Source organism: Candidatus Kaelpia aquatica, from assembly GCA_030765335.1.
GTDB lineage: Bacteria > Omnitrophota > Gorgyraeia > Kaelpiales > Kaelpiaceae > Kaelpia > Kaelpia aquatica.
In genome coordinates this window covers 45,691-59,870 of the sequence record JAVCCU010000019.1, presented here as the reverse complement: position 1 = coordinate 59,870, position 14,180 = coordinate 45,691, and the positions used below count along the sequence as shown (strand labels likewise).

The window sequence follows — 14,180 nt, the reverse complement described above, 5'->3', positions numbered from 1 at the left end:
TGCTCAATAAATGGTGATGGTGAAAAGTGTGATGTAGTTGAGGAGGTAATAGATTGGGATTGTTTAGGATCGGTAAAACGTTGTATGACAGACGGTAGTGGAGTCTGCTCAATAAATGGTGATGGTGAAAAGTGTGATGCAGTTGAGGAGGTAATAGATTGGGATTGTTTGTCGTCGGGGATTTGCGGAGATGGGACTCAAGATACAGGGGAAGAGTGTGACGACGGTGAGTTCAATGGAGAGCTGGGATACTGTAATGAGGATTGTTCCGGAACAACAGCTGGCCCTAAATCCTGTACTGTAGATGGGCTTTGTGTTCCGGGCGGAGGTGGAATTCCTTGTACAGAAAATAGCGATTGCTCTGGCCCCGATCCGAATCTTTGCGGAAATGGAGTACGAGATCCAGGTGAAGATTGTGATGATGGTAATGCCAATGGCAATGAGTGTACTCCTCCAGATGAAGGAGAATGCACATATTGTTCTACTAGCTGTGAGGAAGTAACAGTTGAGTGGGGTGAATGTGAGGGAGATCTTTGTGACGGATGTAATTGTACTCCTTGGGAGCAACAAGGATGTAACCTTGGAGATTGTAGTCCTATAGAGCGATATGATACAAGGATCTGCAATTCTCTAGAAGAAGAGCAATGCGATAGAGAAGAAAGATGTGTATCTGGAACAGAAGAATGTGCGGGTTGTCAGGAATGCAGTGATTGGGAATGGGGTGAATGTGGAGCAGGTGATTTAGGACCTCTGTGGAAACCTTTAACGCGGAATTGCCTGGATGATAAGCCATGGTGTTCAGAAGAGAGTCGTTCATTTGTCCCTGATGAGTGCCAAACTTGTGACTATTGTACTGAATGGGAACCTGGTGATTGTAGTTGGCAGGTTGGTATTCGTTATCAGGTTAGAGAATGTTTTCCTGAAGGGTGTGACAGAGAAAGACGGTCAGTGCAAGATGTCAGTTGCGGGTGTGAATGTACCTCTTGGGAAGATATAAGATGTAGTGGGGGTGATTGCCCTGAAAATCTGATGCTGCAAAGAAGACAATGTCTTCCATCTGATTGCGATGAAACTGAAAGATGTTGTGAGCATAGAGAGTGTGAAGATTAAAAGTAATGCCAAGTTATTTTTTATAAGAAAATTTTGCCCTTAGTTTAGAGTTTTCGCTTAGATTTTGATATTTCTAAAATAGGAAAGCATAAAGTAAAGGCAGCGCCTCAGCTGTTTAAATTTATGAGATCTTTGAATAAAATCAATTTATCTCTTGGTTTTAATCAAAGTGATAAAATATAGTAATTTTTCAAATTTCATAGGCGTATATTATGCACCTCAATATTTTAATGTCTAAATTTACTGTTTTTAATCTTGACAGGAATTTAATATGGACTAACATATTGTGTTAATGTGCAGATTGTAATTATGGGAGGAGGGAAGCAGTAAGAGATGAAAATAAGCGAACTCTTAGATTCAAATTTTATAAAGCTGGATGTAGAGTCTAAAGATAAAAGAGAAGCTATTAAAGAGATAGTAGATCTGATGCAAGGCTGTAGTCAGATTGAGGACTTAGATTCATTTTTGGGCGATATATATGCCCGGGAAAAACTAGGTTCGACTGGGATAGGTGAAGGCATTGCGCTGCCTCACGCTAGAAGTAAAGGTGTTAAACGTCTTACTATATCTTTTGGAAGGTCGCTCTCCGGGGTCGATTTTGATGCTTTAGATGCCAATCCTGCCCATCTTATCTTTTTGATCGGCACCCCCTTTGATGATGTAGGTAATTATCTTAAAACTCTTGCTCAGTTGAGCAGGCTGCTTAAAAAGGAATACTTTAGGAAAAAGCTTCTTTTGGCTGAATCTAAAGAAGAAGTATTAAGTATATTTAAAGAAACTGAAGAATAGGCCTATTTAAATGAGTAAATTTTTTGTCCTTCACGGACATTTTTATCAGCCTCCTAGAGAAGATCCTTGGTGGATGAATCTATCCCGCCAGGACTCTGCTTATCCCAGCCATGATTGGAATGAGAGGATCTACTGGGAGTGCTATCTCCCCAATGCAACCGCTAGGATTTTTGATAGAGATGGCAAGGTAATCCAGATAAAAAATAATTATTCCTACATAAATTTTGATTTTGGACCTACTTTACTTCTTTGGTTAAGAGATAAGCATCCTCGATTTATAGATTTTATTAAAACGGCTGACCTAGAGAGCAGAGAGATGAACAACGGCCATGGCAATGCCATAGCTCAGCCTTACAATCATATGATTATGCCTTTGGCTGATGATAAAGACAAGGATACTCAGCTTTGTTGGGGGCTGAAATTTTTTGAGCATATCTTTGGCCGTGCAAGCGAGGGAATTTGGCTGCCGGAGACAGCTTGCAACTATGATACGCTTAAATATCTTAAAAAATATAATATTAAATATGTAATCTTAGCTCCTAATCAAGTGAGTAAAATCAGAAAGTTAAATCAGAAGCAGTGGCAGGATGTTTCAGATGGCTCTGTCAATATAGGGGTGCCTTATAGGATATTTTTAGGACAGGATAAGACCGAATTTATAGATTGTTTCTTCTATCAAGGTGATATCTCTCATGCAATATCTTTTCAGCATATAATGCATAGCGCTCAATCTTGTGCTAAGAGGATCTCATCTTCTTATGGCACAGGCAATCTGGTCTCTATTGCAACAGATGGAGAGACTTTTGGGCATCACCATCCTTTTAGCGAGATGTGTCTTGCTTATCTTATGAAATATGAATTACCTTCAGAAGGGATTGAGACTCTTAATTACGGAAGTTTTTTAGAGAAAAACCCTCCGGAATATGAAGCTTTAATAAAAGAAGGGGAAGATGGGCTGGGCACTTCCTGGAGTTGTTCTCATGGCGTTGGACGCTGGCATGATGATTGTGGATGCAGAACAGTTGATAGGCCTGGGTGGAATCAGAGCTGGAGAAAACCTCTAAGAGACGCCTTAGATTGGCTTAGAGGCGAGATAGATAAGATATTCATCGATCAAGGCAAAGAGGTTTTAAATGATCCTTGGGAAGCTAGAAATGATTTTATTCAAGTAATTATAGAGCCTTCTGATAAGGTTGTATCTGAGTTCATAGATAAACATTGTAAAGATAGAAAGAGATCACCTCAGGCCTTCAGGCTGCTTGAGATGGAACATATGAGGATGCTTTACTATACAAGCTGTGGCTGGTTTTTTGATGAGATATCCGGTATTGAGCCTGTGCAGAACTTACGATATGCAGCTAGAGCGATGCAGTTAGCCAAAGAGGCCTCAGGTGTTGATTTGGAGCAAGGCTTTTTAGAGAAGCTGCAGTTAGCCAAGAGCAACTTAGAGGAGCTCGGTAATGGCAGGGTTGTCTATGAGAGGTTTGTGAAGCCCCAAATTCAGGGTTGGGATAATTATCTATCCAGCTATCTTATAAAGAGCTCTTTTTTTAACGATGAAGGCGGCTTTTATAAGTTTAAGATAGAGAAGCGTAATGAGCAGAAGATTACCCAAGGGGATGATGAGTTGGAGTTTGGACGCATTGCTATAAAAGATAGAATCTCTCTGGGTGAGTCTGAGAAGATATATATATTGCTTAAGACTAGAGGCGGGGAGAGAGAATGTTTTTTAAGAGATTTTGAAGAAGGGGTATATAAAGAGATAGAAGAGAGATTTCAAGATGGGGTCTGGATATCAGATAAGAAGAGGTTGAAAGAGATGTTCAGCCGTTTCTTTCCCGATGGCTGTTATAAGGTCAAAGATATCTATCCAGGAGAGCAGGAGAGAATATTAGAGCACATTTTTAGAGCCAAAAAAGACAGTATATTTAATGTATTGGGAGATATTTGGGATAATAATGTAGAGCTGATGGAAGAGTATAGAGATATAGGCTTATTGTTGCCCTATGAGATGCATCTTTTAGGGGCCAGCATTGTTCATAATCAGATTAAGGAGAGCCTACTTCTCTTTAAAAGCAGTCGTGATTTTAAAGCCATAGAAGACCTTAAGAGGTTATTTTTAAAGATAGATAAGATGCGTCTTGAGATGGACATGGATGCAGTTAGCATAATGGTTGCAGAGATAGCTTCTGAGATATCGGAAGAGATTTTAGTAGACCCTCTCTCAGGGAATGTGACCATATTAAGGAGATTTCATCAAGAGATGCTTAACTTAAAGATTGACTATTACAGATACATTGTACAAAATAATATAGCGACTATTATTAGAAGCAACTTCGAACTGACTCCCGAACTTAAAGAGTTGGCCAGTGTTTATGATATTAATTGGGAGAGGTTGGATAAGGATTAATTTTTCAAATCCAGGTTTTTGTCTTGGAGAAAATAATGAGTGAATTAAGAGAATCTTTAAAAAATGGTAAGTATGTTATTACTGCTGAGGTAGCTCCGCCTAAGGGGACCGATATCACTGAGATAAGGAGAGAGGCAGATATTTATAGAGATTCCGTTGATGCGGTAAATATTACCGATAACCAGAGCTCTGTTATGAAGGCTTCGCCGCTTGCAATAGCGAAGGTTCTCATGGAGAGCGGAGTTGAGCCGATATATCAGATAACAACAAGAGATAGAAATAGAGTTGCAATACAATCTGAATTGCTTGGAGCTTCTATTTTAGGTATTAAGAATGTGCTTGCTCTTACAGGAGATGCAATTGAAAATGGGGATCATCCTCAGGCTAAAGCTGTCTTTGATATTGATTCTGTTCAGCTCCTAGATATAATATCCGGATTGAACAAGGGAGTCGATTCTTCAGGTAATAAACTTAATAAGCCTACAGATTTCTTTGTAGGAGCAGCCTCTTTTCCGGAGGCTGATCCTTTTGAACTTGAATTTGTTAAGACAAAGAAGAAGATCAAAGCGGGTGCTAGATTCTTGCAGTCTCAAGCTGTCTATAGCGTTGATAAGTTTAAGAGTTTTTATGAAGAGACAAAGGGTCTTGATGTCTATATTTTGGCAGGAATTATAGTCCTTAAGTCAGTTAAGATGGCAAAGTATATGAACAAGCATGTAAGCGGAGTCAATGTTCCCAAGGAGATAATAGCTGAACTTAAGGATGCTAAGGATGAGGCTGAAAAAGGTATCGAAATAGCAGCTAGATTAATCGTAGAATTAAAGCAATTTTCCCACGGTGTTCATATTATGACATTAGGTAAAGCAGAATCAGTTCCAAAAATATTGGAACGAGCTAATTTAATATAACAGAGTTTTGGAGGTAGAATAATGAGCGAGCTTAAAATGAGTATTGCTGGAGTTAGGTTTGAAGGCGGGAGTCTAGTTATTGAAGATGAAGGAGTTCTTATGGCAGAAGGCATTGATAAGTTGCTGGAGAGCATTATATTTGAAGATGATATTAAAAAGAAGGCAGGGTATGCTGCTGTAATCTGGGAATTAGCAGGACAGAGCGGTATCTACCCTGCTTCTATACATGATCTCTACAAGGCTATAGGTAGAGGTGAAGCTTCAGGATTTACAGTTCCGGCTATGAATCTGCGCACATTAACATATGATACTGCCAGAGCGGTATTTCGCGCAGCTGGAAAGATAGACGCAGCTGCTTTTATATTTGAAATTGCAAGATCTGAGATGGGCTATACAGGGCAGCGTCCGCTGGAGTATACCGCAGTCTGTCTTGCCGCAGCTATTAAAGAAGGTTATAAAGGTTGCGTTTTTGTACAAGGGGACCATTTCCAAGTTAAGCTGAGCGATTTTCAGACAAACAAAGAGAAAGCTTTGTCTGAGATAAAGAAGTTTATAAGTGAATCAATACAGGGAGGTTTTTACAATATAGATATAGACGCATCGACGCTTGTAGATCTCTCCAAAGAGGTGCTCGATGAGCAGCAGGAACATAATTGCTGGGTTACATCTGAACTAACTAAATATATCAGATCTCAGGAGATAGAGGGTGTAACGGTCTCTATAGGCGGGGAGATAGGTGAGGTTGGAAGCAAGAACTCAACTTCTGAAGATTTAAATGCATTTATGAAGGGATACTTAGAGCTTTTAGAAGGAAGCTGTGAGGGGATAAGCAAGATTAGTATTCAGACTGGAACTACGCATGGCGGTGTTGTTCTTCCTGACGGTAGCGTTGCTGAAGTCAAAGTAGACTTTGACACCCTTAAAGAGTTATCTGAAATTTCAAAGAAGAGTTATGAGATGGCAGGTGCTGTTCAACATGGCGCATCCACCTTACCTAAAGAGGCTTTCAATAAATTCCCCGAGACAGCTGCCGCAGAGATACATTTAGCTACACAGTTTCAGAATATTATCTATGACAATATGCCTTCTGATTTAAAGACCGAGATCTATGATTGGTTGAAAGAGAATTTCAAGTCTGATTGGAAGGAAGGCCAGACAGAAGAGCAGTTCTTGTACAAAGTTAGAAAGCAGGCTCTGGGTAATTTTAAACAGAAGATACATTGTGTTGATAAAAATATAAAAAATGATATTGCATCAAAACTTGAAGAAGAGTTTGATTTTCTTTTTAAACAGCTCAATATCAAAGGTACAAAAGAGGCAGTAGGTAAGTTCATTAAGCCGGCGGCTATTAAGAAGCAGGCCAAAGACTTATTGCCTCAGGAGTTTGTCGACGCCAATTTTGATGGGGCTGATTAATAGAAGCGCTCAGAGCACCATATAATTCATATAAGGAGGAAAGATGAAAGAAGTGACGGTATATGCCAGAGCAGGCCAGGGTGCTATCACAACAGTGGTTATTCTGGGCAGTGCCTATTTTAAACAACAGAAGTTTGCTTATGCTTTTCCTCATTTTGGTGCGGCTAGAATGGGTGCACCTATGAATGCTTTTATACGAGTAGATGAGAAGCCTATAAGGGTACGCTCTAGAGTCTATGAGCCTGACTTTGCGCTTGTTATAGATGCTACACTTATAAGCAGTCAGGATGTTTTTGCCAGCGTAAAAGAGCTAGGGCTTGTAATAATCAATTCAGAAAAAGAGTACAGCTCAGATAGAAACCTTAAAATATTTTCAATCCCAGCTAATGACATTGCTTTAGAGGCAACAGGTAAGCCCCTTGGTAATACTGCGATTTTGGGAGCCTATGCGGCATTAAGCGGAGAATTAAATATAGAGAATATAAAGAATGCCGTATCTGAGCGCTTTAAAGGTGAGGTTGGCCAGAAAAATGCAGAGGCTGCTCAGAGAGGCTATGATTTTGCTTTAGCATTAAAAACATAAGGAGGATTAAATGTTTGTTCCTATTATATCGAAGCCGGCTACAAGTTTGGCAAACAAAACTGGTTCTTGGCGGATGAAGAAGAAGCCAAAGTTTCTGCAAAAGGATTGCATAGGGTGTAGCATGTGTATTGATATCTGTCCAGAAGGCTGCATTAAAGGTGTAGATAAAAATAAATTTGAATCAGACCTTGATTACTGTAAAGGTTGCGGACTCTGTGCAGTTATCTGTCCCAAAAAGGATATAGAGATGGTTGAGGAGGATGAACGATGAAAGTATTCATGGAAGGCTCCCATGCTGTAGCCGAAGCTATAAAAATGATAAAGCCAAAGGTTGTCTGTGCATATCCGATAACACCGCAGACGCATATTGTAGAGAGGCTTTCTGAGATGGTTGCTGACGGTGCATTAGGGTCAGAATATGTAAATGTTGAATCAGAGCACTCTGCTGCTTCTGTCGTTCTGGGCTCTACAGCTACCGGTGCTAGGTCGTATACAGCAACAAGCTCTCAAGGCTTGATACTTATGAGCGAGGTATTGTTTAATATTGCTGGGATGAGGTTGCCGGTTGTTTTGACTTGTGTGAATAGAGCGCTGTCTGCTCCTATTAATATTTGGAATGACCACCAAGATTCTATGGCAATTAGAGATGCAGGCTGGATGCAGTTCTATGCAGAGAACAATCAAGAGGTACAGGATTTACATTTCCTGGCTTATAAAATAGCAGAAAACAAAGATATTATGCTTCCCGTAATGGTTTGCATGGATGGTTTTATACTCTCCCATGGTTATGAGGTTTTGGATTTAGCCGACCAGGATCAGGTTGATGCATATCTGCCTCCTTATAATCCTGCATATAAGTTAGATACCAAAGAGCCTCTTACTATGGGTCTCTTGGGTGCTCCAGATGTATATATGGAGACTCGCTATGCTATACAGAAGACTATGGATGAATCCTTGCCGATTATTGAGAAAGAAGAGATAGAGTTTGAGAAAATATTTGGCAGAAAGTCATCCTTTTTAACAGAAGAGTATAAATTGGAAGATGCAGACAAAGTCGTAGTGGCAATGGGTTCTATATGCGGGACTATCAAAGATGTGGTAGATGGATTGCGGGAGAAAGGCGAGAAAGTCGGTTTGCTCAAAATCGTATCCTACAGGCCTTTTCCTGCTAGTAAGATTTATGAGGCTCTTAAAGGTATTAAGAAGATAGGAGTTATAGATAAGGCTATATCTTTAGGGTCGGCTGGCCCGCTTCATTTAGAGATCGCTGCTTTAATGCAGTCAAAGAAGCAGACTCAGCCTATCAGTGGTTTTATTGCAGGATTGGGCGGGCGCGATATAAAACCTAAGACAATAGTTGAAATATTTAATCTAATGGATAAAGATCCTCAAGGCGTTAACTTTATCGACTTAAATAAATGGTATAAAGAAGAATCAGCTATAATGGTTAGTTAAGGAGGTACCGATGCAGGAAGATCTATTTGTTGCTGGACATACTGCTTGTGCTGGTTGCGGCCAGTCATTAGCAGCCAGAATAGTGCTTAATACGGCTGGAAGAGATACAATCATTACTAATGCAACCGGATGTCTTGAAGTTTTTTCGACCGGTTTTCCTCAGACAGCGTGGAAAGTTCCTTTTATACACTCTCTTTTTGAAAATGCTTCTGCAGTTGCATCAGGAGTTGAGATTGGCTTAAAGGCTTTAGGCATAAAAGATGGAGTAAATGTTGTATCTCAGGGCGGTGATGGCGGTACAGCGGATATAGGCCTACAGTCTCTTTCTGGAATGCTTGAGAGAGGTCATGATATTCTATATGTTATGTATGACAATGAAGCCTATATGAATACAGGTATTCAGAGAAGCGGAATGACGCCTACATATGCCAGCACGACAACTTCTCCCGTGGGCAAGCTATCCTTAGGTAACTCTAAGCCCAAGAAGAATATGGCTGCAATCTGTGCTGCTCATGATATTCCTTATTCGGCCACTGCCTCTGTTGGATATCCTAAAGATATTGAAAGAAAGGTTAAAAAAGCTATATCTATAAAAGGACCTAAATTTCTTCATATTTTTGTTCCTTGTCCTTTAGGCTGGAAGCACGATCCTTCAGCTACAATAAAAATAGCAAAGCTAGCTGTTGAGACAGGACTATTTCCAGTTGTAGAGTATGAGGGCATTAAGATCTCAAAAGTGATGCAGTTTAAGGAGTTAAAACCTATAAGCGAGTTTCTAAAGGTTCAAGGCAGGTTTAAGCACCTTATGAAAGATAGTCCTGAGATTAAAGAGGCTGTAGAATTTCTTAATAAGATTGTTCAGGAGAATATAGAGAGATATAGCTTGATTAAGTAATAAGGATGATAGAGGATTTTACCTTAATTTCAGGTGAAAAAAGATTACATATCTATCACTGCTTTAATTGGAAAACTGTTTTTAGATAGAAACAGAGACAAATAGATCTATCTAAAGACAACTGCCTAAACTTGATTTGGTAAAAACTATTTAGTGGGTCGAAATACATGGAGGTGTTCTGTGGTTTGGGAAGAAGATTTTGATGTAGAGGTAAAGAAGCTTAAAGAGGCATTAAGTAAAATGCTGGTCAGGTCTAAAGAGTTTCAAGGTTTTAGGAAGAAATTAAAAGAGTGGAACTTAGATAGCGATATTTCACTTCAGATGCATATTGTTGATAAAGACGATCCCGGTTCTTTTAAAAAAAACAGGCCAAAAAGAAGAGGTAAATCTAAAATCACTAGAGAGGATATTGCATTTTTTAAGAAGAATGGTATAAAATGGGATTAATGAAAATTAGGAAATTTGTTAAAGGAGGTAGGAGATGATAGTAAAAGTTGATGCTGATACCTGTATAGGCTGTGGTCTCTGTGTGAACATGGCTCCAGAAGTATTCCAGATGGATGATGATAAGGCTGTACCTGTAGCTGAGGTAGTTGTTGAGGGGCAGGAAGATAGCGCCAAGAAGATGGTAGAAGACTGTCCGGTCGATTCAATAAGCGTGGAATAAGATATAGTAATCAAACCCCCTTTATCATTTGATAGAGGGGGTCTTTTTTTTGTCCACCTAAATCAGCCTCTATTGACCTTTCCAGCGTTGACAAATTATTCTTATTATGTAAGAATTTTCTCATGATAGATAGATATAGCTTACCTGCGATGAAGAAGATTTGGTTACTGGAGTCCAGGTTTCAATATATGCTTGATGTTGAGCTTGCGGTTCTTGAAGTCCTTCAAGAGAAGAAGAGAATTCCTTTAAGCAAAAAGAGATTGCTGGCAGTTAAAAAGAGAGCCTCTTTTGACGTTAAGAGAATAGAAGAAATAGAGAGAGCTACAAACCATGATCTAATTGCATTTCTTAAAAATTTAGAAGAGAACATCGGCAAAGATGCTCAGTATATTCATAAAGGACTTACTTCATCAGATGTTCTAGATACAGCTCTATCACTTCAGCTTAGAGATGGGATCAAGATTCTAGAAAAAGATTTAGCCGAGTATTTAAAAGCATTAAAATCTCTGGTTAAGAAATACAAGAATCTGCCTGCAATAGGCAGGAGCCATGGTATACATGCAGAGCCGACTACATTGGGTCTGAAGTTTTTAAACTTTTATTCAGAAGGCTTAAGGAACCAAGAGCGCCTTAAGAAAGCCAAAGAGGATTTGGCATTCATTGCAATATCTGGTGCAGTAGGTACTTATGTCAGCATGCCTCCCGATGTTGAAAAAGCAGTTGCAAAGAAGCTTAAGATGAAAGAAGAGCCTATCTCTACTCAAGTGATACCTAGGGATAGACTTGCCAGCCTCTTTGCAGTATTTGCTTTAATAGCCGCATCGCTTGAGAGATTTACAACAGAGATAAGACATTTACAGAGAACAGAGGTGAACGAGGTCTTAGAGCCGTTTGGTAAGAAACAGAAAGGATCTTCTGCCATGCCTCATAAGAGAAACCCTATTCTCTGTGAAAGGGTATCTGGTTTGGCCAGAATCTTTAGAGGCTACCTTGCTCCAGTCATGGAGAATATAACTCTCTGGCATGAGCGGGATATATCTCATTCATCAGTTGAGCGTGTTATGTTGCCAGATGCCTTTATCCTTTTGGATTATATGTTCCATATTATGATTAAAATTGTTAAAGGTTTAGATGTTAATAAAGAAGCAATCAAAGAAAACATTTGGCTGAAGAAAGGACTCTTTGCATCTGGCAGATTGATGGTTATGCTTATAGATAAAGGGTTGTCGCGTTCAGAGGCTTATGATTTGATACAGGAGCCGGCTTTAAAATCATATCGAGAGAAGATTGATTTTAAAGATCTGGTCGTTAAAGATTTAAAGATTAAGAAGTTTCTCAATGAAAAAGAGATTGAAAAAACTTTTGATCTCAGTTCCTACCTTAGTTATACAGATAATGTTTTTAAGCGTTTTGGGATCTAGCAATAGAAAGCCGGGGCTTTAGAAAATGTATTTTAACAGTCATAGAATCGATCTAGCATATAGGCTGTTTTTTTATTGTTTAATATATAGTTTTTACTCTTGAAGAGGGGATGATATTCTGTTATAAAATTCTTCTAAAGCTTTGCGATTAAGAAGAGCCCATCTCTTGATTTTAAAAGGTTTATCAGAATAGAGCATTGTTTTTAAGGGATAATATTTTTAAACAGAGGAGTCTAATATGATGGATTATAAGAAATCCGGTGTCGATATTGACAAGGCAAATCTTTTTGTAAAAAAAATAAAACCAATTGTTAACTCTACAAAATCTAAGCGTGTCTTAGATGACATTGGTCCTTTTGCAGCGCTTTACAGTATTAAAGAGTTTAAAAAATATAAACATCCTGTCTTGGTCTCTTCAACAGATGGAGTGGGCACGAAGATAAAACTCTGTATCGCAACCGGGAGATTAGAGGTTGCAGGATATGACCTTGTTGCTATGAACGTCAATGATATTATAACAACCGGGGCGATACCTCTGTTCTTTTTGGATTATTTTGCAACTTCAAAGCTCGATGTTGAGGTTGGTAAAAAATTAATTAAAGGGATAGCAAAAGGTTGTAAAGATTCTAATATGAGCCTTGTTGGCGGTGAGACTGCAGAGCTGCCTGGATTTTACAAAAAGGATGAGTTTGATCTGGCTGGTTTTTCGGTAGGAATTATCGATAAGGATAGAGTTATCAAAGGAGACAAGATTAAGAGCGGAGATCTTTTAATAGGGCTTCCTTCCTCAGGACCTCATAGTAACGGCTACTCTTTAATCAGAAAGCTTTTTAGTATAAGAGAGGTTAAAGAATACTGGCATAGTTATGTTTTAAAGCCAACCCGCATTTACGTTAAAGATATTTTGACTCTTTTTGACAAGGGTTTAGATATTAAAGGTATGTCGCATATAACGGGGGGTGGATTCTATGACAATATTGAAAGGATCTTGCCTAAAAATGTAGATGCCGTTATAGATAAAGGCAGCTGGAAAATAAGCAAGGTATTTAAAGAGATACAGAGACGAGCGAAGATTGAAGACAAGAAGATGTACAGGACTTTTAATATGGGCATAGGATTTGTACTTGTTCTATCTGAAAAAGAGTATAAGAGCATGAGCAATATCTTTAAAAGTTTAGGCAAAAAGTGTTATCTTATTGGAAGAGTAGAGAGAGGTAACGGAGAAGTAAAGATCATATGAGAGTTTTAGTTATAGGCTCCGGCGGCCGTGAGCATGCTTTAGTCTGGAAATTAAGTCAGTCAAAGCGAGTCAAAGATATATATGCCTCTCCAGGCAATGGCGGTATTTCGGATTTAGCTCAGATTGTAGATATTGATAACAAAGATTTACATGGTATTGTCGAATTTGTAAAGAGAGAGAGCATAGATTTAACTATTGTCGGGCCCGAAGATCCGCTTACCGCAGGTATTGTCGATCTTTTTCGCGAGAACGGCTTAAGGGTCTTTGGCCCATCTAAGGATGCTTCCAGGCTTGAAGGCAGTAAGGTCTTCGCAAAAGAGTTTATGCAAGAAGAGAAAATACCAACAGCAGATTTTAAAGTTTTCAATGATTATAATCAAGCCAGAGAATATTTAAAAGAACAGCAATTTCCAAAGGTCATTAAAGCGGATGGTCTCTGCGGAGGTAAAGGTGTCTTTGTGGTTGAAAGCTTGGCTGAGGCAGAGGATGCGTTAGCTAAAATAATGGATCAGAAGATTTTTGATACCGCAGGCGATACTATTATAATTGAAGAATGTCTTTTCGGAGAAGAGGCTTCTATTATTGCAATATCGGATGGAGATAATATTGTTCCTCTTGCATCATCTCAGGATCATAAGCAGGTTTATGAGGGAGATAGAGGTCCTAATACAGGCGGCATGGGAGCATATTCGCCTGCGCCTATTGCAGAAGGTGAGATTTTCGATAAGATTATAAGCGATGTTTTAAGGCCGACTATTCTTGGAATGAAAAGAAGAGGCACTCCTTTTAAAGGGGTCTTGTATGCCGGGATTATGATAGTGGATGGTAAGCCCTATGTTTTAGAATTTAATGTTAGGTTTGGCGATCCTGAGACGCAGGCTATATTACCTAGAATGGATGTTGATATAGTCGATCTATTAGAGGCATCTATAGATGGTAGGCTTAGCGGGTTCAATATGAAATGGAAAGGTAAGTCGTCTGTCAGTGTTGTTCTTGCATCAAGTGGTTATCCAAGCAGTTATGAAAAAAATAAAGAGATATCAGGGTTAGAAGATGCGGCTGCCATAAATGATGTTTTCGTATTTCATGCCGGCACAGTTAAAAAAGAGGATTTTGGAGGAATAAAATATTTTACAGCTGGAGGCCGAGTTTTAAATGTTACTGCTTTAGGTGATAATATTAGAGAAGCAAAAGAGAGAGCCTATAGAGCAGCGGAGCTAATAAGCTTTGAAAATATCTATTACAGAGGAGATATTTCAGATAAAGCTTTAAAAGAGGAGGTTTAA

At 39.1% G+C, this 14,180-nt stretch carries 14 protein-coding genes; all 14 read left to right on the top strand.

What is annotated here, in order from left to right:
* Positions 1 to 1,110 (top strand): hypothetical protein (locus P9X27_03480; GenBank protein MDP8253443.1); only part of this gene is annotated, 1,110 nt, incomplete at its 5' end.
* A gap of 333 nt (positions 1,111 to 1,443) precedes the next feature.
* Positions 1,444 to 1,899 (top strand): PTS sugar transporter subunit IIA, encoded by a 456-nt coding sequence (locus P9X27_03475; protein MDP8253442.1) that lies wholly within the window; start codon positions 1,444 to 1,446, stop codon positions 1,897 to 1,899.
* Between the two features lie 10 nt (positions 1,900 to 1,909).
* Positions 1,910 to 4,309 (top strand): DUF3536 domain-containing protein, encoded by a 2,400-nt coding sequence (locus P9X27_03470; protein MDP8253441.1) that lies wholly within the window; start codon positions 1,910 to 1,912, stop codon positions 4,307 to 4,309.
* 35 nt (positions 4,310 to 4,344) lie between these two features.
* Positions 4,345 to 5,217 carry a methylenetetrahydrofolate reductase gene (locus P9X27_03465; protein MDP8253440.1) on the top strand — a complete coding sequence of 291 codons (873 nt, stop codon included), beginning with the start codon at positions 4,345 to 4,347 and terminating at the stop codon, positions 5,215 to 5,217.
* Between the two features lie 21 nt (positions 5,218 to 5,238).
* Complete coding sequence (locus tag P9X27_03460; GenBank protein ID MDP8253439.1) at positions 5,239 to 6,633, top strand: class II fructose-bisphosphate aldolase; 1,395 nt, start codon at positions 5,239 to 5,241, stop codon at positions 6,631 to 6,633.
* Positions 6,634 to 6,676: 43 nt separating this feature from the next.
* Positions 6,677 to 7,216, top strand: coding sequence for a 2-oxoacid:acceptor oxidoreductase family protein (locus P9X27_03455; GenBank protein ID MDP8253438.1), 540 nt, complete (start codon positions 6,677 to 6,679; stop codon positions 7,214 to 7,216).
* Between the two features lie 10 nt (positions 7,217 to 7,226).
* The gene (locus P9X27_03450) at positions 7,227 to 7,487 is read left to right on the top strand and encodes a 4Fe-4S binding protein (protein MDP8253437.1); all 261 of its coding nucleotides are present in this window, start codon (positions 7,227 to 7,229) and stop codon (positions 7,485 to 7,487) included.
* Positions 7,484 to 8,671 carry a pyruvate ferredoxin oxidoreductase gene (gene porA, locus P9X27_03445; protein MDP8253436.1) on the top strand — a complete coding sequence of 396 codons (1,188 nt, stop codon included), beginning with the start codon at positions 7,484 to 7,486 and terminating at the stop codon, positions 8,669 to 8,671. The genes P9X27_03450 and porA overlap by 4 nt, the downstream gene beginning before the upstream one ends.
* A gap of 10 nt (positions 8,672 to 8,681) precedes the next feature.
* Entirely contained in the window at positions 8,682 to 9,566 is an 885-nt protein-coding gene (locus tag P9X27_03440; protein ID MDP8253435.1) for a thiamine pyrophosphate-dependent enzyme, read from the top strand.
* Between the two features lie 180 nt (positions 9,567 to 9,746).
* Positions 9,747 to 10,013 carry a hypothetical protein gene (locus P9X27_03435; GenBank protein MDP8253434.1) on the top strand — a complete coding sequence of 89 codons (267 nt, stop codon included), beginning with the start codon at positions 9,747 to 9,749 and terminating at the stop codon, positions 10,011 to 10,013.
* Between the two features lie 34 nt (positions 10,014 to 10,047).
* On the top strand, positions 10,048 to 10,233 hold the full coding sequence (locus P9X27_03430; GenBank protein MDP8253433.1) for a ferredoxin: 186 nt from the start codon (positions 10,048 to 10,050) through the stop codon (positions 10,231 to 10,233).
* Between the two features lie 122 nt (positions 10,234 to 10,355).
* Positions 10,356 to 11,654: an adenylosuccinate lyase gene (gene purB, locus P9X27_03425; GenBank protein ID MDP8253432.1), complete on the top strand. Its 1,299-nt coding sequence runs from the start codon at positions 10,356 to 10,358 to the stop codon at positions 11,652 to 11,654.
* Between the two features lie 241 nt (positions 11,655 to 11,895).
* Complete coding sequence (gene purM / locus P9X27_03420) at positions 11,896 to 12,894, top strand: phosphoribosylformylglycinamidine cyclo-ligase (GenBank protein ID MDP8253431.1); 999 nt, start codon at positions 11,896 to 11,898, stop codon at positions 12,892 to 12,894.
* On the top strand, positions 12,891 to 14,180 hold the full coding sequence (purD, locus tag P9X27_03415) for a phosphoribosylamine--glycine ligase (protein ID MDP8253430.1): 1,290 nt from the start codon (positions 12,891 to 12,893) through the stop codon (positions 14,178 to 14,180). Before purM ends, purD begins: the two co-directional genes overlap by 4 nt.

What these genes read in the sequence shown, in the direction of transcription:
- purB (MDP8253432.1), top strand. Translation starts at nt 10,356, where the DNA reads ATGATAGATAGATATAGCTTACCTGCGATGAAGAAGATTTGGTTACTG.
- P9X27_03450 (MDP8253437.1), top strand. Translation starts at nt 7,227, where the DNA reads ATGTTTGTTCCTATTATATCGAAGCCGGCTACAAGTTTGGCAAACAAA.
- purM (MDP8253431.1), top strand. Translation starts at nt 11,896, where the DNA reads ATGGATTATAAGAAATCCGGTGTCGATATTGACAAGGCAAATCTTTTT.
- P9X27_03430 (MDP8253433.1), top strand. Translation starts at nt 10,048, where the DNA reads ATGATAGTAAAAGTTGATGCTGATACCTGTATAGGCTGTGGTCTCTGT.
- P9X27_03440 (MDP8253435.1), top strand. Translation starts at nt 8,682, where the DNA reads ATGCAGGAAGATCTATTTGTTGCTGGACATACTGCTTGTGCTGGTTGC.
- P9X27_03470 (MDP8253441.1), top strand. Translation starts at nt 1,910, where the DNA reads ATGAGTAAATTTTTTGTCCTTCACGGACATTTTTATCAGCCTCCTAGA.
- P9X27_03465 (MDP8253440.1), top strand. Translation starts at nt 4,345, where the DNA reads ATGAGTGAATTAAGAGAATCTTTAAAAAATGGTAAGTATGTTATTACT.
- P9X27_03460 (MDP8253439.1), top strand. Translation starts at nt 5,239, where the DNA reads ATGAGCGAGCTTAAAATGAGTATTGCTGGAGTTAGGTTTGAAGGCGGG.
- P9X27_03455 (MDP8253438.1), top strand. Translation starts at nt 6,677, where the DNA reads ATGAAAGAAGTGACGGTATATGCCAGAGCAGGCCAGGGTGCTATCACA.
- purD (MDP8253430.1), top strand. Translation starts at nt 12,891, where the DNA reads ATGAGAGTTTTAGTTATAGGCTCCGGCGGCCGTGAGCATGCTTTAGTC.
- P9X27_03475 (MDP8253442.1), top strand. Translation starts at nt 1,444, where the DNA reads ATGAAAATAAGCGAACTCTTAGATTCAAATTTTATAAAGCTGGATGTA.
- porA (MDP8253436.1), top strand. Translation starts at nt 7,484, where the DNA reads ATGAAAGTATTCATGGAAGGCTCCCATGCTGTAGCCGAAGCTATAAAA.